This is a genomic window from Citrobacter sp. Cpo147 (genome assembly GCF_030332405.1).
GTDB classification, from domain to species: Bacteria; Pseudomonadota; Gammaproteobacteria; order Enterobacterales; family Enterobacteriaceae; genus Citrobacter; species Citrobacter portucalensis.
Genome location: NZ_JAOWHX010000030.1, coordinates 442361 through 463613 on the forward strand (window position 1 = coordinate 442361; position 21253 = coordinate 463613).

The 21253-nt window shown below is 52.6% G+C and carries 22 protein-coding genes and 1 other annotated feature; of the genes, 7 read left to right on the forward strand and 15 right to left on the reverse strand.

Annotated elements, in window-relative coordinates:
• Positions 1-50: 50 nt before the first annotated feature.
• The 5 genes from OGY06_RS04725 to OGY06_RS04745 are packed head-to-tail and all read left to right on the forward strand — an operon-like array spanning position 51 to position 5694.
• Complete coding sequence (locus OGY06_RS04725; protein ID WP_275145815.1) at positions 51-2033, forward strand: TonB-dependent hemoglobin/transferrin/lactoferrin family receptor; 1983 nt, start codon at positions 51-53, stop codon at positions 2031-2033.
• Between the two features lie 47 nt (positions 2034-2080).
• Complete coding sequence (chuS, locus tag OGY06_RS04730) at positions 2081-3112, forward strand: hematinate-forming heme oxygenase ChuS (RefSeq protein ID WP_003832597.1); 1032 nt, start codon at positions 2081-2083, stop codon at positions 3110-3112.
• A complete protein-coding gene (locus OGY06_RS04735; RefSeq protein WP_286604839.1) occupies positions 3109-3930 on the forward strand; it encodes a heme/hemin ABC transporter substrate-binding protein in 822 nt (273 codons plus the stop codon). The genes chuS and OGY06_RS04735 overlap by 4 nt, the downstream gene beginning before the upstream one ends.
• The gene (locus OGY06_RS04740; RefSeq protein WP_003832595.1) at positions 3930-4922 is read left to right on the forward strand and encodes a FecCD family ABC transporter permease; all 993 of its coding nucleotides are present in this window, start codon (positions 3930-3932) and stop codon (positions 4920-4922) included. Before OGY06_RS04735 ends, OGY06_RS04740 begins: the two co-directional genes overlap by 1 nt.
• Entirely contained in the window at positions 4915-5694 is a 780-nt protein-coding gene (locus tag OGY06_RS04745) for a heme ABC transporter ATP-binding protein (RefSeq protein ID WP_286604841.1), read from the forward strand. Before OGY06_RS04740 ends, OGY06_RS04745 begins: the two co-directional genes overlap by 8 nt.
• Here OGY06_RS04745 and selO read toward each other — a convergent pair.
• The 14 genes from selO to thrS all read right to left on the reverse strand — a co-directional run bounded on the left by selO (position 5691) and on the right by thrS (position 18472).
• Positions 5691-7133 carry a protein adenylyltransferase SelO gene (selO, locus tag OGY06_RS04750; RefSeq protein WP_286604843.1) on the reverse strand — a complete coding sequence of 481 codons (1443 nt, stop codon included), beginning with the start codon at positions 7131-7133 and terminating at the stop codon, positions 5691-5693. The genes OGY06_RS04745 and selO overlap by 4 nt on opposite strands.
• 61 nt (positions 7134-7194) lie before the next feature.
• Positions 7195-7908: an EAL domain-containing protein gene (locus OGY06_RS04755; RefSeq protein WP_063941497.1), complete on the reverse strand. Its 714-nt coding sequence runs from the start codon at positions 7906-7908 to the stop codon at positions 7195-7197.
• A gap of 318 nt (positions 7909-8226) precedes the next feature.
• Positions 8227-8691 (reverse strand): NlpC/P60 family protein, encoded by a 465-nt coding sequence (locus tag OGY06_RS04760; protein WP_003832591.1) that lies wholly within the window; start codon positions 8689-8691, stop codon positions 8227-8229.
• A 77-nt stretch (positions 8692-8768) separates the two neighbouring features.
• On the reverse strand, positions 8769-9518 hold the full coding sequence (btuD, locus tag OGY06_RS04765) for a vitamin B12 ABC transporter ATP-binding protein BtuD (protein WP_008784579.1): 750 nt from the start codon (positions 9516-9518) through the stop codon (positions 8769-8771).
• The gene (locus OGY06_RS04770) at positions 9518-10069 is read right to left on the reverse strand and encodes a glutathione peroxidase (protein WP_003832585.1); all 552 of its coding nucleotides are present in this window, start codon (positions 10067-10069) and stop codon (positions 9518-9520) included. Before OGY06_RS04770 ends, btuD begins: the two co-directional genes overlap by 1 nt.
• Positions 10070-10129: 60 nt before the next feature.
• Entirely contained in the window at positions 10130-11110 is a 981-nt protein-coding gene (gene btuC, locus OGY06_RS04775; protein WP_286604845.1) for a vitamin B12 ABC transporter permease BtuC, read from the reverse strand.
• Positions 11111-11231: 121 nt separating this feature from the next.
• Entirely contained in the window at positions 11232-11531 is a 300-nt protein-coding gene (gene ihfA / locus OGY06_RS04780) for an integration host factor subunit alpha (RefSeq protein ID WP_003030571.1), read from the reverse strand.
• 4 nt (positions 11532-11535) lie between these two features.
• On the reverse strand, positions 11536-13923 hold the full coding sequence (gene pheT / locus OGY06_RS04785) for a phenylalanine--tRNA ligase subunit beta (RefSeq protein ID WP_286604847.1): 2388 nt from the start codon (positions 13921-13923) through the stop codon (positions 11536-11538).
• A gap of 15 nt (positions 13924-13938) precedes the next feature.
• Complete coding sequence (gene pheS / locus OGY06_RS04790; protein WP_003832580.1) at positions 13939-14922, reverse strand: phenylalanine--tRNA ligase subunit alpha; 984 nt, start codon at positions 14920-14922, stop codon at positions 13939-13941.
• 124 nt (positions 14923-15046) lie between these two features.
• Positions 15047-15171: a sequence feature (Phe leader region), on the reverse strand.
• Entirely contained in the window at positions 15122-15166 is a 45-nt protein-coding gene (pheM, locus tag OGY06_RS04795) for a pheST operon leader peptide PheM (protein WP_001386830.1), read from the reverse strand. Its footprint overlaps the feature before it by 45 nt.
• A 120-nt stretch (positions 15172-15291) precedes the next feature.
• On the reverse strand, positions 15292-15648 hold the full coding sequence (gene rplT, locus OGY06_RS04800) for a 50S ribosomal protein L20 (RefSeq protein WP_003030578.1): 357 nt from the start codon (positions 15646-15648) through the stop codon (positions 15292-15294).
• A gap of 55 nt (positions 15649-15703) precedes the next feature.
• Entirely contained in the window at positions 15704-15901 is a 198-nt protein-coding gene (gene rpmI, locus OGY06_RS04805; RefSeq protein ID WP_003030583.1) for a 50S ribosomal protein L35, read from the reverse strand.
• 96 nt (positions 15902-15997) lie between these two features.
• Positions 15998-16540, reverse strand: coding sequence for a translation initiation factor IF-3 (gene infC / locus OGY06_RS04810; protein WP_048997935.1), 543 nt, complete (start codon positions 16538-16540; stop codon positions 15998-16000).
• Positions 16541-16543: 3 nt separating this feature from the next.
• Positions 16544-18472, reverse strand: coding sequence for a threonine--tRNA ligase (gene thrS, locus OGY06_RS04815; protein ID WP_003832572.1), 1929 nt, complete (start codon positions 18470-18472; stop codon positions 16544-16546).
• Positions 18473-18777: 305 nt separating this feature from the next.
• Here thrS and yniD point away from each other — a divergent pair, with 305 nt between their 5' ends.
• Positions 18778-18885 (forward strand): small membrane protein YniD, encoded by a 108-nt coding sequence (gene yniD / locus OGY06_RS04820; RefSeq protein WP_003030590.1) that lies wholly within the window; start codon positions 18778-18780, stop codon positions 18883-18885.
• 163 nt (positions 18886-19048) lie between these two features.
• Here yniD and OGY06_RS04825 read toward each other — a convergent pair whose 3' ends face one another.
• Positions 19049-19807 carry a DUF481 domain-containing protein gene (locus OGY06_RS04825; RefSeq protein WP_003832568.1) on the reverse strand — a complete coding sequence of 253 codons (759 nt, stop codon included), beginning with the start codon at positions 19805-19807 and terminating at the stop codon, positions 19049-19051.
• A gap of 287 nt (positions 19808-20094) precedes the next feature.
• Between OGY06_RS04825 and pfkB the strand changes: the two genes are divergently transcribed.
• Positions 20095-21024 carry a 6-phosphofructokinase II gene (gene pfkB / locus OGY06_RS04830; protein ID WP_286604849.1) on the forward strand — a complete coding sequence of 310 codons (930 nt, stop codon included), beginning with the start codon at positions 20095-20097 and terminating at the stop codon, positions 21022-21024.
• Positions 21025-21253 lie beyond the last annotated feature (229 nt).

Sequence of the window (21253 nt, forward strand, 5' to 3'; positions counted from 1 at the left end):
GGTCATACCCAGGCAGCCAGCGCTTTTCGATTTCCTAATGGAGAGTTGCTATGCCTTACCTGCACACCGCTTCCCTGCGCCCATCGCTGTTGGCGCTGGCGATTGTCAGTAACCTGCCCGCCGTCGCCTATGCGGCGGCCGAGGATATGACCGTTACCGCCACCGGCAATGCCCGTAGCGCCTTTGAAGCACCGATGATGGTCAGCGTCATTGACGCCACCGCCCCAGAAAACCAAACCGCCAGCTCAGCTGCCGACCTGTTACGTAGGGTTCCAGGCCTGACCCTTGACGGTACGGGCCGTACCAACGGCCAGGACGTGAATCTGCGCGGGTACGATCGACGCGGCGTTCTGGTGCTGGTTGACGGCGTTCGCCAGGGAACCGACACCGGACACCTGAACAGTACCTTCCTCGACCCGGCGCTTATCAAACGCATCGAAGTCGTGCGTGGTCCTTCCGCACTACTGTACGGTAGCGGCGCGCTAGGCGGCGTGATCGCCTATGACACTGCAGATGCCAAAGATCTACTGGAAGTCGGGCAAAACAGCGGTTATCGCGTGTTCGGTACCGCGGCGACCGGCGATCACAGTCTCGGCATGGGCGCCAGCACGTATGGCCGTACCGATACGCTGGACGGACTGTTTGCCTGGTCCAGCCGCGATCGCGGTGATTTACGCCAGAGTGACGGTACTACTGCGCCGAATGACGAAGCAATTAACAATATGCTGGCGAAAGGTAGCTGGAAAATTAACAGCGCCCAGACGCTGGCCGGTTCGCTGCGTTACTACAACAATGACGCCCGGGAACCTAAAAACCCGCAGACCAGCACGGCGGATGCCAGCAACCCGATGACCAACCGTTCAACGATCCAGCGTGATGCGCAACTGACCTACTCGCTCGCTCCGGCGGACAATGACTGGCTGAACGCTGACGCCCGTATCTACTGGTCCGAAGCGCGCATTAATGCTCAGAATGCAGATAACACTAGCGAATTTCGCAAGCAAACCACCAAAGGCGGGAAGATCGACAACCGCAGCCGCCTGTTTACCGACTCTTTTGCATCTCACCTGTTGACCTACGGCGGTGAATACTATCGTCAGGAACAACAGCCTGGAGGAGCAACAACTGGCTTCCCGGAGGCAAAGATCGATTTCAGCTCCGGCTGGCTACAGGATGAAATCACCCTGCGCGACCTGCCGATTACGCTGCTGGGCGGTACCCGTTATGACTCTTATCGCGGCAGCAGCGACGGCTATGAAGATGTCGATGCCGATAAATGGTCATCCCGCGCCGGATTAACAGTTGCGCCAACTGACTGGCTGATGCTGTTCGGTTCATACGCTCAGGCTTTCCGTGCCCCGACTATGGGCGAGATGTATAACGATGCGAAACACTTCTCGATTGGTCGTTTTTACACCAACTACTGGGTACCTAACCCTAACCTGCGCCCGGAAACCAACGAAACACAGGAATACGGATTTGGCCTGCGCTTTGACGATCTTCTGATGGCGAGCGACGCGCTCGAATTTAAAGCCAGCTATTTCGACACCAAAGCGAAAGATTACATCTCCACCAGCGTCGATTTCGCCGCTGCGACAACCACGTCCTATAACGTACCCAATGCCAAAATCTGGGGCTGGGACGTGATGGCGAAATATTCCACCGACCTGTTCAGCCTCGACATGGCCTATAACCGCACACGCGGAAAAGATACTGACACAGGTGAATACATTTCCAGCATTAACCCGGATACCGTCACCAGCAAACTGAATGTGCCGGTTGCGCACAGCGGTTTCTCTGTCGGCTGGATAGGGACATTTGCTGACCGTTCCACGCATATCAGCAACAGCTACACTAAACAGCCTGGCTATGCGGTAAACGATTTCTACGTGAGCTATCAGGGCCAACAAGCGCTGAAAGGCATGACCACCACGCTGGTACTGGGCAACGCCTTCGACAAAGAGTACTGGTCGCCGCAAGGCATTCCGCAGGATGGTCGTAATGGCAAAATTTTCGTGAGTTATCAGTGGTAATCACTTTTCCCCGGTTCGCCGGGGCCGCAATCTGGAAGGAAGAGACAATGAATCATTACACACGCTGGCTGGAACTGAAGAAAGAAAATCCTGGCAAATACGCACGTGATATTGCGGGGTTGATGAATATTAGCGAAGCCGAACTGACCTTTGCACGTGTCGGTCACGACGCCTGGCGCTTACGTGGCGAAGTGCGTGAAATTCTCAGCGCACTGGAAACAGTGGGCGAAACCAAATGTATTTGCCGCAATGAATACGCAGTACATGAGCAGGTGGGTGCTTTTACCAATCAGCACCTCAACGGCCATGCTGGGCTGGTTCTCAATCCGCGCGCCCTCGATCTGCGTCTGTTCCTGAATCAATGGGCCAGCACCTTTCATATCAGCGAAACAACCGCCCATGGTGAGCGTCAGAGCATTCAGTTCTTCGACCATCAGGGAGACGCGCTGCTGAAGGTCTATACCACGCAAAATACCCTCGTTGAGGAATGGGCGGCGTTGCTGACCCGTTTCATCTTTGCAGAAAATCCGCCGCTGGTGCTGCAACCCGCCAACAATTCTGCGCCTGCCGCCGTCACGGTCGATGCACAGACCGTTGATCAAGAGTGGCGAGCGATGACCGATGTCCACCAGTTCTTCGGTCTGCTGAAACGCCATGAACTCACCCGCCAACAGGCATTTAATCTGGTGGGCGACGATCTGGCCTGTAAGGTTTCTAATAGTGCACTGGCGCAGTTACTCGATACCGCGCGTCAGGATGGCAACGAAATTATGGTTTTTGTGGGTAATCGCGGCTGCGTACAGATTTTTACCGGCGTGATTGAAAAACTGGTACCGATGAAAGGCTGGCTTAACATCTTCAACCCAACCTTTACCCTGCATCTGCTGGAAGAGAGCGTGGCCGAAACGTGGGTGACGCGCAAACCGACCGCCGATGGTCACGTCACCAGTCTGGAACTGTTTGCTGCCGACGGTACGCAAATCGCACAACTGTATGGTCAACGTACGGAAGGCGAGCCGGAACAGACGCAATGGCGCACACAGATTGACGCGCTAACGCCGAAAGGACTGGCCGCATGAAAAAACTGCTGGCCCTGATCGCGCTTCTGCCCTTCGCCGCACTTGCTGCGCCTGAGGAGCGAGTTGTTGCCCTCGGTGGCGATGTCACCGAGATCGTATACGCACTGGGAGCACAACCCTCCCTTGTGGCGAGAGACAGCACCAGCCAGTGGCCTGTTGCGGCAACCGCGTTACCTGATGTTGGTTATTTGCGCCAGCTCAACGCCGAAGGGATCCTTGCCACACGCCCTACGCTGGTCCTTGCCAGCGCGCAGGCGCAGCCCTCTCTGGTGTTAAAACAGATCGAGCAGAGCAATGTCAGGGTTGTCACGATCCCGGCAAGCAACGATCTTAACGTGATTGATGAAAAAGTTCGGGTTATCGCCGAGGCTACCCATCGGGAGGCCAACGGCGAAACGCTGCACGCAACGTTACGCCAGGAACTGGCGACGCTCCCGTCGTCTGAACTTAATAAACGTGTGCTGTTTATTCTCAATCATGGCGGGATGACCGCGATGGCTGCGGGCCAGCAAACCGGAGCCGATGCAGCGATTCGTGCCGCAGGTCTACGCAACGCGATGCAGGGCGTTAATCGCTATCAACCGCTGTCACAAGAAGGTGTCATTGCCAGCCAACCCGATTTGGTGGTGATTTCACAAGAAGGTGTTAAGGCGATGGGTGGCGAAGATAATCTGTGGACGCTACCAGGACTTGCGCAAACACCTGCCGGCAGGAATAAACAGGTATTGCAGGTTGACGATATGGCGCTGTTGGGCTTCAGCGTTCGCACACCACAGGCAATTTTGCAGCTTCGTGCTAAAGCGGAGCAATTGCCCTGATGTCCCGGCGGATCACCTGTTCGTTGTGGATGTTGGCATTGATGCTGGTTGTAATGACGGTTCTGGCTACCGGTTTTGGCGCGTTGCGCCTGCCGGTAAGTCTGCTCTGGCGTGATGGCGATGAGGCACTGCGTCAAATCTGGCTCACGATTCGTCTGCCCCGCGTCCTGCTGGCGCTGGTGATTGGCGGCTCTCTGGCGCTCGCTGGCTGCGTGATGCAGGGGCTGTTTCGCAATCCACTTGCAGACCCTGGATTACTGGGAATAAGCAGTGGTGCCGCCTGCGCTGTGGCCCTGTGGGTGGTGCTGCCTGTCTCCTTGCCCGCGCTGCTGATGTTGTATGCTCCAATGCTGGCCGCTTTTTTCGGCGCGCTGGCGGCAACCGTAGTGATTTTTATCCTTAGCCAACAGCGCGACGGTTCACTCTCACGCCTGCTGCTGGTCGGCATTGCCATTAACGCGCTCTGTGGGGCGGCGGTTGGCGTTTTGTCGTGGGTCAGTAATGATGCGCAACTGCGCCAGCTGTCGCTATGGGGAATGGGAAGTCTGGGGGCCGCGCAGTGGTCCACACTGTTGGCTGTCACTTCACTGACAATCCCGACAGTGCTGATCATCTGGCGACTTGCTCCGGCGCTGAATCTTCTGCAGCTGGGTGAGGAAGAGGCGCATTATCTCGGCGTTGATGTGCGTACAATCCAGCGTATTTTGCTGCTTTGTAGCGCACTACTGGTTGCCTCAGCCGTGGCGGTAAGCGGCGTGATTGGCTTTATCGGGTTGGTCATCCCACATTTAATACGTATGTGGCTCGGCTCAGACCATCGGGCCGTTATTCCGGGTTCCGTGCTGGCGGGCGCGTTTTTATTGCTGATTGCCGACACACTGGCCCGTACGGCGGTTGCGCCTGCGGAGATGCCGGTCGGTCTGTTGACCAGTCTTCTCGGCGCACCGTGGTTTTTATGGCTTATTTTTCGTCAGCGAGGACCGCATGGCTGAACATTTCATCGCTGAAGGGCTTCACTATCACGTAGCTGGCAGAGCGGTAATTGACAATGTATCACTCGCCCTTACAAAAGGTGAACTGGTGGCGCTCATCGGCCCAAACGGTGCGGGGAAATCCACTCTGCTACGCTTGCTGACCGGTTTTCTGAAACCGGCTACCGGGCGCTGCGTGCTGGCGGGCAAACCGCTGGAGGAGTGGCCTACCCAAATGCTGTCGCGACACCGGGCGGTAATGCGTCAGCAAACGCAACTGGGATTTGACTGGCCGGTAGAGGCCGTCATCGCGATGGGTCGCGCGCCCTGGACCCAACGACCGGAACCTAAGCTTATTGCACAGGTAATGGAGATGACCGGATGTACGCCTCTGGCAGGCCGGCAATACGCCGCGATTTCCGGCGGCGAGCAACAGCGAGTGCAGTTAGCCCGTGCGCTGGCGCAACTCTGGTGCGACGGTGCGCCTCGCGGTTGGTTATTCCTTGATGAACCGACCTCCGCGCTGGATCTTTACCACCAGCAGCATCTGTTGCGCATGCTAAAAACGCTAACCGCTTCGGGTGAGCTGCATGTGTGCATTGTGCTTCACGATCTGAACCTCGCCGCACTGTGGGCAGACAGAATAGTGCTGCTGCACAACGGCAGGCTGGTGTCGCAGGGAACACCGGAAACTGTGTTACAGGCCGATGATCTGAAGCGCTGGTACGGTGCTCAGGTACACGTTGGCCAGCATCCAGCCAACGCCTCCCCGCAGGTATTTCTGGCCCCTTAGCTTGAACAACTCACTTCCAGCCGTTTGCCCCAGTCAGGTGGACGGCTGGCATAGTCATCATCGCGATCGGCAAACGGGGTACGCAACGCCTGGTGCAACCGGTGCAGTTCGGCGTAATCCCCCTGCTCTGCCTGGCTAATCGCCCGTTGTGCCAGCCAGTTACGTAATACCATCGCCGGATTTGCCGCCTTCATCTGTGTTTGTCTGACTGCATCGGCAATATTGTCTTGCTGAAGGCGCGAGCGATACCGCGTGAACCAGTCGTCAAATGCTGCGCGGTCGATAAACTCATCGCGCAACGGAGATTGCGCACTGTGCTGCTCCGTTTCGCTGAGCATGCGAAACGTTCGCGTATAGTCGCTTCTTTCTCGCGCCATCAGGCTAAACAGTTCGCTAAGCAGTTCGTTATCATCTTTCTGCTCGCTAAAGAAGCCGAGCTTTTGCCGCATCCGCTGACCATAGCGAGTTAACAGCGCCAGCTGGTAACTGTCCAGCGCATCATTGAGCGCCTCGACCGGGATAAATGGCGACAGGGTTTGCGCCAGACGTTGCAGGTTCCACAACGCGGCGGCCGGTTGGTTATCGAAACTGTATCGCCCCTGGTTGTCAGAGTGGTTGCAGATATAATCGGGCACGTAATCATCAAGAAAACCGAATGGACCGTAATCCATCGTCAGACCCAGAATCGACATGTTGTCCGTGTTCATAACACCATGCGCAAATCCTACCGCCTGCCAGTCAGCGATTAACGTCGCAGTACGCGTGACAACATCGTTAAACCACAGCAGATACTTATCGGCTTCTTCCTGCCATTGCGGCCAGTAATGGCGAATCGCAAAGTCAGCCAACTCACGCACTTTTTCCGGCTCTCGGCGATAGTAAAAATGCTCAAAGTGGCCAAACCGCATATGGCTTTGCGCCACGCGAATGAGCATCGCCCCTGCTTCGACCGTTTCGCGATAAACCGGCGTGTCACTGGTGACAATCGACAATGCCCGCGTGGTCGGTATTCCCAGGTAGTACATCGCTTCACTGGCCAGGCTTTCACGAATGGTCGAGCGCAACACGGCACGCCCATCACCCATGCGGGAATACGGCGTGAGTCCGGCGCCTTTCAGGTGCCAGTCAAACGTTGAACCATCCGCGAGCTGTTGTTCGCCCAGCAGGATCCCTCGTCCGTCACCAAGCTGACCAGCCCAGACGCCGAACTGATGCCCACTATAAACCTGGGCTAAAGGCGACATCCCGGGAAGCAACGATTCGCCGCCCCAAACGCCTGCACCAGTCGGAATATCAAATAGCGCCGCAGGAATTGCTAATTGCTCCGCCAGCGCATCGTTATGGCAGATAAGGCGCGCGTTTTTCAGAGGGGTGGGTGAAAGCGCGGTATAGGTTGCTGGTAGTTCATCACGCCAGCGAGTGGTAAAAGACAGGGTCATAGGGCCTCCTGCCTCTAGTGTAGACTGTTAATAGGCTGTTAAACACCAGCAAATAAAAGGGTTATATCTTAGCGAGCGAAATTATCTGCGCAGGAGGCACCGCAGGCCACAATCCTCCCTGCATGGCACTGAATCCCACAGGCAAGACGCGCTCCAGCATCTCTTGTGTATCAATTCCGCTAATGATTATTGACTCACAGCTGGGCGATAGTTGCGCCAGAATAGCCCGCATAAACGGTTCAAACGAAATATGTGCAATCCTTTGTTGAACAAAGTTTTTATCCAGCACGACGCGTTTGAACAGGCCGTCAAAAATTGCCCGGGTTGATATACCGCCAGAACCATAGTTTGTCAGGACTAATGGAAATCGCGCAGCAAGTGCGGCCAATATTGGATTATCTTTACCTTTGTTTAACTCCGGATAGCTTTCATTAATAGTCAGCTCCAGAAATGAAAATCGTTCAACTTGTGAAGCAAGTTCAGTATCTGATAATAAAGTATTAGCAACTGCTGGCGTTAAATTAATCCAGGCGGATACTTTTCGCTGAATAAAAAAATGTTGGCACGTTTCGATTAATTCTAGTTTTTCTACAAATAAACGACATTGTTCGTCGTCTGACATCCGAGGTAGGACCAGCTCGGTGGGTATACGCACATCCCCATGCGCACTGGCGAAACTGGTGATGATATCGACGAATTCAAGATCGCCTTTTTCGCTTCTCGCAGGAAGAAAAGAGAACTCAGAATGGTAAAGATTATCCAGTGAAACAATCATCGTGCCAGCCCCGCTGCATGGGTGTTATCCGGCATCCTGTAGCAAAGGATGGAGAAATACGTTACTGCTGATGCAAGTAGAGGCCCTTTCATTTTTCCCTTTTTAGCCGGTAAATCGAATCCTTTTTTTTAGCTTATCCTGATTATAAGCGAATATCCAGCTTTGCACTTTTTAATATCTCGGAATAAATCATATTTTTAGCAAGATACGCTCTTAATGTTCAGGGGTATTGTCTAACCAAAAGCAGAAATAAAAGTTAACTTTCAAATGGTGATGTTAAGGCTGCGCACTCGATGGCAGCCTCGGAGTTACGGGGGATTAAATACGTCGTGCCTGCCAAAAGTTTTTACGCCAGTAAACGTTATCCAGAGACGAGCGCATCACGCCACGGCTGGTTGAAGCATGAATAAACTGATTATTGGTATCGTAAATACCAACATGCAGACCGCTTTCCCCAGACCCGGTTTTAAAGAAAACCAGATCGCCTGGCAGCAAATCATCTTTATCAATTTCGGTACCAATCTTTGATTGCGTACGCGTATCGCGCGGAAGTTGCAGGTCGAATTTATCGCGCATCGTCATCAAAACAAATCCAGAACAATCCACCCCACTACGACTCATACCGCCATAACGATAGGGTGTGCCATGCCAGGTTTGGAGCTGATCATTAAGACCGGCGATAACGGCAATAGAATCCGACAAGCGGGCATTTGGCGCAGGCGCACGATGGCTGCTGCAGCCCGCCAAAAACAATGCTGTGATGAAAAGGAGCCAAAAGCGCATTCAGTACGAATCCTCTGAATTTTATTTTTATGCCAATTTAGCGTGGAAATTATATGATTTTCAAGAACCCATTTCACTTAAGTGGTTGATATGAGCATTCTGTGCCCTTCAATATCCAAACGTCGGAAGTTGACGCCATAGGCCGCAGACAGATTGGCCGGTGTCAGTACCGCATCTCGTGAACCACTGGCAAGCAGTTTCCCGCGTTTGAGTAGCCAGGCTTTATGCGCATGGCGTAAGGTGTGATTAAGGTCGTGGCTACTCATCACAATCGCTATGCCCTGCAAACACAGCTGACTCAACAAGCGGTCCAGTGCGTTTTGTTGCGCGACATCCAGACTGTTCATCGGCTCATCCAGCAGTAAAAGCTGACCTAATGGATTCGCTTGTGGGCAAATCTGCAGGATAACCGCAGCCAGGCGCACACGCTGCCACTCACCGCCGGAAAGTTGGTTCACACCGCGCCCCAGTTTATCTCCCAGGCCGAGCGCATCGGCGATCTCCTGTAACAGATCGGTGCGTGCTTTGTCGGGTTGATGCAGCGTCAGAAAATGCCAGACCGGCATGGCAAACGGCGGATTTTGCTGTTGCGCAAGATAGGCGCGATATTGCGCCAGCCTGGCGGCCGGCCATTCCTCCAACGGCATATCACCAAAAGTGATACTGCCCTCTCCGTTTGTCAGACCCGCCATACGCGCCAACAGCGTACTTTTTCCGGCACCGTTTGGTCCCACTAAATGCAAGATCTCTCCTGCTTTTATCTCACCAGAAAGCGGGCCGAGACGGGTCGATTCCGCGACGTCCTGTAGCTGCATCAATCGAGACATTAGTTTGCCAGCGCCTGCTTGATGGTTTGCACCAGGATGGGATCCTCAGGCGTCATATCCGGTGAGAATCGTTGCAGCACTTTTCCATCGCGACCCACTAAAAACTTCTCGAAATTCCACAGGATATCGTCCGGGTAGAGCGGCGCACGGCCTTTGCTCGCCATTCGCTCGTAGAACCCACTGTCCGCAGGCGCAACGGCCGTTGGCGCGGCATCAATCAGCTTCTGATACAGCGGGTGGCGTCCCTCGCCGTTGACGTCAATTTTGCTGAACATCGGGAAAGTTACGCCCCATGTGGTACTGCAGTACGTTTTTATTTCCTCTTCGCTGCCCGGCTCCTGGCCCAGAAACTGATTGCAAGGGAAACCAAGAACGCTGAAGCCCTGTTGGTGCCAGGCTTTCTGCAGATTCTCCAGTTGCTCGTACTGCGGCGTCAGCCCACATTTTGAAGCAACGTTGACGATTAACAGCACATTCCCGGAATACGGCTGCAGTGAGGTAACCTCGCCGTCGATGGTCGTCACTTCTGTATCGAGGATAGTGTTTTGCATAGCATCTCCAGAACAACAGGTGGATTTTCAGTTTTTAATCATAGACCGAACCAACGCGTTCTAGCGCGCGGCTTTTAACAATAGCCAGATAAATACCGGCGCACCCATAGTGGCCGTTACCACGCCGATAGGTAACTCAGCCGAGGCCAGCACCAAACGCGCGACAACATCAGCAAACAATAATGCGATTGCGCCAGCCAACGCACAACCTGGCAGTAAAACACGGTGATCGGTGAGGCCGCACAGTCGCAAAATATGCGGGATCACAAGCCCAATAAAACCAATCGCCCCTGCCAGAGCCACGCTCACGCCAACCATCCAGCCTGTGGCAACCACCAGCAGGTTGCGCCAGAACCATAATGGCAGTCCCAGCTGACGCGCAGAAGTCTCTCCTAACGCCAGCATATTCATCGGCTGCGACTGACAGCAGATCCACACCAGTACCGGAATCAACGCCACCATGAACCAAGCCTGATGCCAGTCTACGCCACCGAAGCCCCCCATCATCCAGTACATCAGCTGTCGTAAGTCAAACGAGGTAGAGAAGTAGATAGCCCATGTCATCAGCGCGCTACAGATTATCCCCAGCGCCACCCCCGCCAGCAGCAGACGGCTGGTAGACAGATGTCGACGGGCGAAACGTAGCAAAATAAGCGTGATAATCAGCGCCCCGGCAATGGCGCAAAGGCCCAACGCCCAGCCGGGGAGTTGCCCCTGCCCCAGCAGCACCGCCGCGATAAGCCCGACTCCCGCGCCGTTAGATACGCCCAGTAATCCAGGCTCTGCGAGCGGGTTTTCAAACAGAGCTTGCATCACTGCGCCAGATAAGGCCAATGCAGCGCCTACCAGCAAAACGGCAAGAGTACGGGGAAGTCGAATTTGCCAGACGAACAGATCGCCGCGGGCGCTGAACCAGTCGCCGGGAGCGATCCATTGTTCTCCTGCGCACAAGCTTAGAATCGTTGCCAGTAGCATAAGTACTGACAGTGACAGTATCCAGCGTACGTTTCGACGCTGCTGTTGATGGGCGAAAGTCAGCATGTTTTCCATTCTGCTGAAAAGAGATGGAGGTGATTCTACGGTGCTGATTCGGTAGTGAAAAGGAAAAAGGCCGCATAGCGGCCTTTTTAGTTATACGCGTCATACTCTGCGTATCGTTAAATCACTCTTCTTTGGGCGTTGCGTTTTCAACCCGGCTTTTTAACTTCTGTCCGGGTCTGAAGGTCACCACGCGCCGTGCTGTAATGGGAATATCTTCGCCCGTTTTCGGGTTACGGCCCGGACGTTGATTCTTATCACGCAGATCGAAGTTACCAAAACCAGAGAGTTTTACCTGCTCACCATTTTCCAGAGCACGACGGATCTCTTCGAAAAACAGCTCGACCAGTTCTTTGGCATCCCGCTTGCTAAGCCCAAGCTTATCAAACAGATATTCTGACATTTCAGCTTTTGTAAGCGCCATAGGTTCAATCCCTCAATGATGCCTGGAATCGCTCTTTTAATGCCTCTACACATTTGGCGACGGTAGCGGCAATCTCCTCTTCTTCAAGTGTACGGCTGGTATCCTGAAGGATCAGGCTGATAGCGAGGCTCTTATAGCCCTCCGCAACACCCTTACCGCGGTACACGTCAAATAAGTTTACGCCAACTACCTGATTTACGCCAACTTTCTTACACTCGGATAAAATATCCGCAGCGGGAACGTTTTCTGCCACAACGACTGCGATATCGCGACGGTTCGCTGGGAAGCGAGAAACTTCACGCGCCTGAGGCACCACGCGGTCTGCGAGCTTATTCCACTCCAGTTCAAACACCAAAGTGCGACCGTTCAGATCCAGTTTACGTTCCAGTTCAGGATGAACAACCCCAATGAAACCAATACGTTCACCTTTCAGATAAATCGCCGCAGACTGACCCGGATGCAGTGCTGGATTCGCTTCAGCTTTGAACTGAATGTCCCCCAGTTTTCCGGTCAGGTCGAGAACTGCTTCCAGATCGCCTTTCAGATCATAGAAATCAACGGTCTCTTTTGCCAGATTCCAGTGCTCATCATGACGGTTACCGCAGATCACGCCAGCCAGCATCAGATCCTGACGGATCCCGAGGTTGGCCTGCGTATCTGGCACGAAACGTAAACCCGTTTCGAAAATACGTACGCGGTTCTGCTGACGATTCTGGTTATACACTACCGTAGACAGCAAGCCGGTCCACAGGGACAAACGCATTGCCGACATATCAATAGAGATTGGGCTTGGCAGCAGCAGCGCTTCTTCACCCGGGTGCAGCAGCGACTGGACTTTCGGGTCGACGAAGCTATAGGTAATGACTTCCTGATAGCCTTTGTCATTCAGCATGGTTTTTACACGTTTCAGCGACAAATCCGCTTCACGATGCGTACCCATGATAAGACCCGCCTGGATCGGCGTGTTCGGGATATTGTCATAACCGTATACGCGGGCGACTTCTTCGACCAGGTCTTCTTCGATTTCCATATCGAAACGCCAGCTCGGCGCGACCGCTTTCCACTCATCCTGCCCTTCCGTCACGTCACAACCCAGACGACGCAGAATGTCGCTCACCTGCTCATCGGCAATATGGTGTCCGATCAGACGATCCAGTTTGCTACGACGAAGCGTAATGGTTGCGCGTTTTGGCAGCGTGGCTTCGTTCGTCACGTCAATGACTGGGCCCGCTTCACCGCCGCAGATATCAATCAGCAGGCGCGTTGCACGTTCCATGGCCTTATGCTGCAGAGCCGGATCGACACCACGCTCATAGCGGTGAGATGCATCGGTGTGCAGACCGTGACGACGCGCGCGACCGGTAATAGACAGCGGGCTGAAGAATGCACATTCCAGCAGGACGTTTTGCGTTTCATCATTCACGCCGGAATGTTCACCACCAAAGATGCCGCCCATCGCCAGCGCTTTGTTATGGTCCGCAATCACCAGCGTATCCGCATTCAGCTTCGCTTCGCTGTTGTCCAGCAATACCAGGGTCTCACCCTCTTTTGCCATACGGACAACTATTCCGCCTTCAATGCGGTCCTTGTCGAACGCGTGCATCGGCTGGCCCAGTTCGAGCAGCACATAGTTAGTCACGTCGACCACGGCATCGATAGAACGAATACCGCAACGGCGCAGTTTTTCTTTCATCCACAGCGGGGTCGGCGCTTTAACATTGATGCCTTTCACCACGCGGCCCAGATAGCGTGGGCAGGCTTCCACGGCTTCGACCTGAATCGGCAGGACGTCGCTAATGGTCGCAGCTACTGGCGCGATTTCCGGCTCAACCAGCGGGGCTTTGTTCAGTACGGCAACGTCACGCGCTACACCGATGATGCCTAAGCAGTCGGCGCGGTTCGGCGTGACGCTGATTTCGATGGTGTTGTCGTCAAGCTTCAGGTATTCACGGATATCGGTGCCAATTGGCGCATCGGCAGGCAGTTCGATAATCCCGTTATGATCGTCGGAAATACCCAGCTCGGAGAACGAACACAGCATGCCTTCAGATGGTTCACCGCGCAGTTTCGCGGCTTTAATTTTGAAATCGCCCGGCAGAACGGCACCAACGGTTGCCACAGCCACTTTCAACCCCTGACGGCAGTTTGGCGCACCGCAGACGATATCCAGCAGGCGGTCGCCGCCTACATTCACTTTGGTGACACGCAGTTTGTCAGCGTTAGGGTGTTGGCCGCATTCAACCACTTCACCTACCACAACGCCGTTAAACGCGCCGGAAACAGGTTCCACACCGTCAACTTCCAGACCCGCCATCGTGATTTGGTTTGACAGCGCATCGCTATCAATCGCCGGATTTACCCATTCGCGTAACCACAGTTCACTGAATTTCATTGTTTTATCCTGCCTTTATTTAAACTGTTTGAGGAAACGCAGATCGTTTTCGAAGAAAGAACGCAGATCGGTAACGCCGTAACGCAGCATGGTCAGACGCTCCATACCCATACCGAATGCAAAGCCGGAATAGATTTCCGGATCGATGCCAACATTACGCAACACGTTCGGGTGAACCATCCCGCAGCCCAGCACTTCCAGCCATTTGCCGTTTTTGCCCATCACGTCAACTTCCGCAGATGGTTCAGTGAACGGGAAGTAGGAAGGACGGAAACGAACCTGCAGGTCTTCTTCAAAGAAGTTGCGCAGGAAATCGTGCAGCGTGCCTTTCAGGTTGGTGAAGTTGATGTTGGTATCAACAATCAGCCCTTCCATCTGGTGGAACATTGGGGTGTGAGTCTGATCGTAATCGTTACGATATACGCGGCCCGGGGCGATAATACGGATCGGCGGCTGTTTTTCTTTCATGGTGCGGATCTGCACGCCGGAAGTCTGCGTGCGCAGCAGACGCGTCGCGTCAAACCAGAAAGTGTCGTGGTCAGCACGCGCCGGGTGATGGCCAGGAATGTTGAGCGCATCGAAGTTATGATAGTCATCTTCGATTTCCGGACCGGTCGCTACGGTAAAGCCCAGCTCACCGAAGAAACTTTCAATCCTGTCGATTGTACGCGTTACAGGATGCAGACCGCCGTTTTCGATACGACGCCCAGGAAGGGAGATATCGATCGTTTCTTCAGCCAGACGAGCATTCAGTGCAGCGCTTTCTAATTCGGCCTTACGTGCGTTCAGCGCTTGCTGTACCTGCTCTTTAGCTTCGTTAATCACCGCACCTGCTGCCGGGCGCTCTTCTGGCGGCAGTTCGCGCAGGGTTGTCATCTGAAGGGTCAAGTGCCCTTTCTTGCCCAAATATTCGACGCGGACATTGTCTAACGCGGCAACATCTGAAGCCTGGTTAATGGCGGCCGTTGCACTGGCAACCAGCTCTGCGAGATGTGACATGGTTTTCCTCGTTATGTTGCGATATTCACTAGTCGCTCGTATATACGCAAAATCATTCAAGTTGTATCAACGCGGCCAAAGAGCGAATGCAGCCAATATAGAGACAACTTGAAGGATGACGCGTATAAAAAAAGCCTCCACCAGGGAGGCTTTTAGGCGCTGTTTTCCGTTTCTTCTTTCACGCGCAAGCCTCCTGAGTTCAGGTGCTAAAGTAAAAGAAGAAGCGGAAAATAGCAGCATTCATGCTTGCGTTACCTTGTGTGGTAAAAACCGGACAACCTTTATTGAAAAGGCTTACGGATAAATTGTCAACTAATTGATTGCTCTACAAATAAAAGAGAGGGAGCCAGGCTCCCTCTTTTCACCGGCTTATGCCAGAGCTGCTTTCGCTTTTTCGACCAGAGCGGTGAACGCTACTTTGTCGAATACTGCGATGTCAGCCAGGATCTTACGGTCGATTTCAACAGAGGCTTTTTTCAGGCCGTTGATGAATTTGCTGTAAGAAATACCGTTCTGACGTGCTGCTGCGTTGATACGCGCAATCCACAGTTGACGGAACTGACGCTTTTTCTGACGACGGTCACGATAAGCGTACTGACCAGCTTTGATAACAGCCTGGAAGGCAACGCGGTATACGCGAGAACGCGCACCGTAGTAGCCTTTAGCTTGTTTCAAAATTTTCTTGTGACGTGCACGGGCAACTACACCACGTTTTACGCGAGCCATATGTGCTCTCCTGTATCTATATTCTTAGTAAAAAAATGAATTAAACGTTAACGGCTTATGCGTACGGCAGGCACGCGATAACCAGACCCAGATCGCCTTTAGACACGAGGCCTTTTGGACGCAGGTGACGTTTACGCTTAGTAGATTTTTTGGTCAGAATATGACGCAGGTTTGCGTGCTTACGCTTAAATCCACCACCACCGGTTTTTTTGAAACGCTTAGCAGCACCGCGTACGGTCTTAATTTTTGGCATTTTAATAACTTCCACTTCGCATTGTTAATAAACGAAACGTAGGCGAACAACGGCTGCGGAACCCGTAGGCTCCACAGACATTGCTACTTGAAGGCCTTACTGTTTCTTCTTAGGAGCGAGCACCATGATCATCTGGCGGCCTTCGATCTTCGTAGGGAAGGATTCGACTACTGCCAGTTCACTCAGATCGTCACGGACGCGGTTGAGCACTTCCATACCGATCTGTTGGTGGGCCATCTCACGACCGCGAAAACGCAGCGTGATCTTAGCCTTATCGCCATCTTCCAGAAAGCGTACCAGGCTGCGGAGTTTTACCTGGTAATCGCCATCGTCGGTGCCAGGACGGAATTTAATTTCCTTAACCTGGATAACTTTTTGCTTTTTCTTCTGTTCCTTAGAAGACTTACTCTTTTCATAAAGGAACTTGCCGTAGTCCATAATACGACAAACTGGCGGTTCGGCGTTAGGGCTGATTTCAACTAAATCTACTCCAGCTTCTTCAGCTTTTTCGATCGCTTCTCTCAGACTCACAATACCCAAAGCTTCGCCTTCCAGACCTGTTAAGCGAACTTCCAGGGCGCGAATCTCGCCATTGATACGATTCGGACGTGCCGTTTGAACTCGTTTTCCGCCTTTAATACCTTATTCCTCCAGTTGTTGAAGACTGCGGCTGCGAATCTCTTGTTGCAGCTTCTCAATCACTTCATTTACGTCCAGGCTGCCCAAGTCTTTGCCACGACGGGTGCGCACGGCAACTTTGCCTGCTTCTACCTCTTTGTCGCCACAGACCAACATGTAAGGGACACGACGTAAAGTGTGCTCGCGGATTTTAAAGCCAATCTTCTCATTTCTCAAGTCTGCTTTTACACGAATACCCGCATTTTGTAGTTTCTGCGTTAATTCGTTAACGTATTCAGACTGAGAATCGGTGATGTTCATGACCACAACCTGAACCGGCGCGAGCCAGGTCGGGAAGAAGCCAGCGAACTCTTCGGTCAGGATACCGATGAAACGTTCCATCGACCCAAGAATTGCACGGTGAATCATAACCGGAACCTGACGCTCGTTGTTTTCGCCAACGTAAGAGGCGCTTAAACGGGACGGCAGGGAGAAGTCCAGCTGTACAGTACCGCACTGCCATGCACGATCGAGGCAGTCATACAGGGTAAATTCAATTTTCGGACCGTAGAACGCGCCCTCACCCAGTTGGAACTCAAACGGGATGTTGTTTTCTTCCAGCGCAACGGCCAGGTCAGCTTCAGCACGGTCCCACATTTCATCGCTACCGATACGTTTTTCGGGGCGAGTGGACAGTTTGACGACGATTTTCTCGAAGCCAAAGGTGCTGTACATATCGTAGACCATACGAATGCACGCGTTAACTTCATCACGAATCTGCTCTTCAGTACAGAAGATATGTGCATCATCTTGAGTGAAGCCACGAACACGCATCAGGCCATGCAGCGCACCTGACGGTTCATTACGGTGGCAGCTACCAAACTCAGCCATACGCAGCGGCAGATCGCGATAGGATTTCAGACCCTGATTAAAGATCTGCACGTGGCCTGGGCAGTTCATTGGCTTAATGCAGTATTCACGGTTCTCAGAAGAGGTGGTGAACATTGCATCTTTGTAGTTGTCCCAGTGACCTGTTTTTTCCCACAGCACACGGTCCATCATGAACGGACCTTTCACTTCCTGATACTGGTATTCTTTCAGTTTTGAGCGAACGAATACTTCCAGTTCACGGAAGATAGTCCAGCCATCGTTGTGCCAGAACACCATACCCGGTGCTTCTTCCTGCATATGATACAGGTCAAGCTGTTTACCGATTTTACGGTGATCGCGTTTGGCCGCTTCTTCCAGACGTTGCAGGTAGGCATTCAGGGCTTTTTTATCTGCCCATGCAGTACCATAAATACGCTGCAGCATCTTGTTATTGCTGTCGCCACGCCAGTATGCCCCTGCAGTCTTCATCAGTTTGAAATGATGGCAGAAACGCATGTTCGGCACGTGCGGGCCACGGCACATATCGACATATTCTTCATGATGGTACAAGCCAGGCTTGTCATCATGGGCAATGTTTTCATCAAGAATGGAGACTTTATAGGTCTCGCCACGCTTCACGAAGGTTTCACGCGCTTCGTACCAGCTGACTTTCTTCTTAATGACATCGTAGTTTTTCTCAGCGAGCTCGTGCATCCGCTTCTCGAGCGCGTCGACATCTTCCTGGGTTAACGTACGGTCAAGATCGATATCGTAGTAAAAACCGTTATCAACAACCGGTCCGATCGCCATTTTGGTGTGCGGCCAGAGTTGTTTGATCGCGTGCCCTAACAAGTGCGCACAGGAGTGACGAATGATCTCCAGACCTTCTTCATCCTTCGCGGTAATGATGGAGAGCTTCGCATCATGCTCAATCAGATCGGAAGCATCTACGAGCTCACCGTCAACACGGCCAGCAATAGTGGCTTTCGCCAGACCTGGACCGATGTCCAGCGCAACATCCATGGGGCTTACAGCGTGGTCGTAATGGCGTTGGCTGCCATCAGGAAGAGTAATAACAGGCATGTTATATCCTTATTTGCAGTGGTGACCCACACGTAAGATCACATACAAAGATTCAATATTTAAAATTATCAAAAAGGTGTGGGCTGATTCCCGCTTCACTCTGCGAAATATGTCACTGGTCGCCTTAAAGACCACACTGGACCTACACCCGCTTTTTGATAACACCGTTTGACAGTGTACACGGCATTACGGGTCGATCAAAGCAACAATCAACGTGCGCTCTATGATGTAAATCAATTCACTGACACCCAACCGTCTTTGTTACACTTGCACAAAGTCATCTAACCTGAGCAGGAAAAAAAACAATGCCCACAAATCGCTTTGCGAAGAAACACTGGAAGATGGTTGTGATTCTGCTCGTTATTTGTGCGGCCATGTTGATGCTGCGCTGGGCTGCGATGATCTGGGGCTAAATGACGCTCACCCACTGTTCCGGTTTCGTTTATTTATCGATTAATCGAATTTGTCTGAAAATAGCGTGTTATGGCCAGGTAAAAAATAAAACGCAAATTAAATATTAAATAACCTTAACTTTAATAGATAAAAACCGGGCCAATTATTTGACCCGATTTGTCATTACATCCGGTAGCCGAGTGAAACAGTAGTACGACGATCGGTATGCTCCGGCGCTGTTGCCGGCGGTTCAGAGTTCCAGGTCACGTTGTAAGCCACCTTTAACCCAAAGTGTTCGTTGATGGCAACGTTGAGGGCTGTTTCAGAGTTGAGTGTGGTATCGTCAGCGCCGAATACCGACACACCCTGAGTAAACTTGGTGTTGTCCGTCATCTGCCATGCATAGGCCCCGGACGCATAGCCCAACGGCTGCGTTTCGGTGGTGCCATCCGTGTGCTCGTCATAGCGCACGCCAGGACCGAATTCGAAACGGAAGCTGTGCACAGGTCCGTTGAGGAACTGGCGACCATAACCCGCGGTCAGCACGTCACGCTCGCGGTAGCCGTTGTAGCGGTCGGTCAACCAGCTTGCCTGTCCAAAGAGATAGTCATAGTCGGTCATGTTGTAACGACTACGGCCACCTACGGCATATTTCTCCGATGAACGCTCATCATTTGAGGAGGTATTGCTGGCATTTCCCCACAGAGACCATGCCGTCGTTTGGCCGTACCAGGTCATGGTGGTATCTGCGGTTAAAGAAGAACTTTTTGTGTTGCCTGACTGGGCGAGATATCCCGCGTTCAGGTTACCTTCAAAGGGTTTTTTCGCGCTGGAAGGGTCATCCATGACAGTAAAAACGGAATCATCGGCTACAGCATGCATTGACGCAAGCAGGCCTCCCGTCAGCAGTAGTGCTGCGGGCACTGTCTTCAAAAGCTTCATTTATTAAGAGTCCGTACAACAAAAAAAGAGACCATTACGGTCTCGGAAACTTTCATATGGATCAATGACAAAAGACCCCTGAAAGGTAACAAATTATAAAAAGACTCGAATAACATAGCAATAAATTCTTATTTCATTTTTTGAATAAGAGCGTTCCTAAACCTTTATTTTATTTATATATCTTTATGACGATAATTTTAAATAAAGATATGAAAAATCATGTTGTTAATTACTTCACTTTCGGGAGGTTAAGTGCCAGACTGAGTTCAGCCTAACAGGAGGTAAAGATGGTACGTATCTATACGTTAACACTTGCGCCCTCTCTCGATAGCGCAACAATCACCCCGCAAATTTACCCGGAAGGTAAGCTTCGTTGTACCTCGCCGGTTTTTGAACCCGGCGGCGGCGGTATCAACGTCGCTCGCGCAATTGCCCATCTTGGCGGAACCGCAACGGCGATTTTCCCCGCGGGGGGTGCAACCGGAGAGCATCTTGTTGCATTGCTCACCGACGAAAATGTTCCCGTATCTACCGTCGAAGCCAAAGACTGGACCCGACAAAATCTTCATGTCCACGTGGAGTCCAGCGGTGAACAATATCGTTTTGTCATGCCAGGCGCTGCGCTGACCGATGACGAGTTCTACCAACTTCAGGATCAGGTGCTGGAAATTGAGTCTGGTGCGCTGCTGGTCATCAGCGGCAGTTTGCCGCCCGGCGTACAGCTTGAGAAGTTGACCCGGCTCATTACCACCGCACAAAAACAGGGGATCCGCTGTATTGTCGACAGCTCAGGCGAAGCACTGACGGCGGCGTTAGCCATCGGCAATATCGAACTGGTCAAACCCAACCTCAAAGAACTGAGTGCGCTGGTAAACCGCGAACTCACTCAACCCGATGATGTGCGCAAGGCCGCGCAGGAAATCGTACAGAGTGGGAAAGCGCACCGCGTTGTGGTCTCGCTTGGGCCGCAAGGGGCGCTGGGCGTAGATCGCGATACCTGCGTTCAGGTGGTTCCGCCACCGGTGAAAAGTCAAAGTACCGTAGGCGCGGGCGACAGTATGGTCGGGGCCATGACGCTTAAACTGGCAGAGAACGCGCCTTTTGAGGATATTGTCCGTTACGGTGTTGCCGCGGGCAGCGCAGCAACGCTGAATCAGGGTACTCGTCTGTGCGCTTTGGACGATACGCAAAAAATATATGCATACCTTGCGCAGTAATGGCACCGTCCCCCTTTTAACAGAAGGGGGATGTTCCGGTAAAACTGTCGGCATGGGTGTTATACGTCTATGCTAAAAAATCACGTGATTACAAAGAAGTGAATCATGTGCAGTCAGGTGTCTCCACAACGGTACGGGGTGAAGAAGAACGACAAACATTAAGTGCCTTTCCAGCGATGACGCGTCCGTGGTGTGCGTCAGTTCGTGTTTTTTAACCGCATTCTTGCGC

Excerpts from the sequence above, each read along its gene's own strand:
- OGY06_RS04745 (WP_286604841.1), top strand. The coding sequence starts at position 4,915 with ATGGCTGAACATTTCATCGCTGAAGGGCTTCACTATCACGTAGCTGGC.
- OGY06_RS04825 (WP_003832568.1), bottom strand. The coding sequence starts at position 19,807 with ATGAAGCTTTTGAAGACAGTGCCCGCAGCACTACTGCTGACGGGAGGC.
- pfkB (WP_286604849.1), top strand. The coding sequence starts at position 20,095 with ATGGTACGTATCTATACGTTAACACTTGCGCCCTCTCTCGATAGCGCA.
- selO (WP_286604843.1), bottom strand. The coding sequence starts at position 7,133 with ATGACCCTGTCTTTTACCACTCGCTGGCGTGATGAACTACCAGCAACC.
- btuC (WP_286604845.1), bottom strand. The coding sequence starts at position 11,110 with ATGCTGACTTTCGCCCATCAACAGCAGCGTCGAAACGTACGCTGGATA.
- rplT (WP_003030578.1), bottom strand. The coding sequence starts at position 15,648 with ATGGCTCGCGTAAAACGTGGTGTAGTTGCCCGTGCACGTCACAAGAAA.
- OGY06_RS04770 (WP_003832585.1), bottom strand. The coding sequence starts at position 10,069 with ATGCAAAACACTATCCTCGATACAGAAGTGACGACCATCGACGGCGAG.
- thrS (WP_003832572.1), bottom strand. The coding sequence starts at position 18,472 with ATGCCTGTTATTACTCTTCCTGATGGCAGCCAACGCCATTACGACCAC.
- pheS (WP_003832580.1), bottom strand. The coding sequence starts at position 14,922 with ATGTCACATCTCGCAGAGCTGGTTGCCAGTGCAACGGCCGCCATTAAC.
- OGY06_RS04755 (WP_063941497.1), bottom strand. The coding sequence starts at position 7,908 with ATGATTGTTTCACTGGATAATCTTTACCATTCTGAGTTCTCTTTTCTT.
- OGY06_RS04740 (WP_003832595.1), top strand. The coding sequence starts at position 3,930 with ATGTCCCGGCGGATCACCTGTTCGTTGTGGATGTTGGCATTGATGCTG.
- ihfA (WP_003030571.1), bottom strand. The coding sequence starts at position 11,531 with ATGGCGCTTACAAAAGCTGAAATGTCAGAATATCTGTTTGATAAGCTT.
- btuD (WP_008784579.1), bottom strand. The coding sequence starts at position 9,518 with ATGTCTCGATTGATGCAGCTACAGGACGTCGCGGAATCGACCCGTCTC.
- pheT (WP_286604847.1), bottom strand. The coding sequence starts at position 13,923 with ATGAAATTCAGTGAACTGTGGTTACGCGAATGGGTAAATCCGGCGATT.
- OGY06_RS04735 (WP_286604839.1), top strand. The coding sequence starts at position 3,109 with ATGAAAAAACTGCTGGCCCTGATCGCGCTTCTGCCCTTCGCCGCACTT.
- rpmI (WP_003030583.1), bottom strand. The coding sequence starts at position 15,901 with ATGCCAAAAATTAAGACCGTACGCGGTGCTGCTAAGCGTTTCAAAAAA.
- yniD (WP_003030590.1), top strand. The coding sequence starts at position 18,778 with ATGCCCACAAATCGCTTTGCGAAGAAACACTGGAAGATGGTTGTGATT.
- OGY06_RS04725 (WP_275145815.1), top strand. The coding sequence starts at position 51 with ATGCCTTACCTGCACACCGCTTCCCTGCGCCCATCGCTGTTGGCGCTG.
- chuS (WP_003832597.1), top strand. The coding sequence starts at position 2,081 with ATGAATCATTACACACGCTGGCTGGAACTGAAGAAAGAAAATCCTGGC.
- OGY06_RS04760 (WP_003832591.1), bottom strand. The coding sequence starts at position 8,691 with ATGCGCTTTTGGCTCCTTTTCATCACAGCATTGTTTTTGGCGGGCTGC.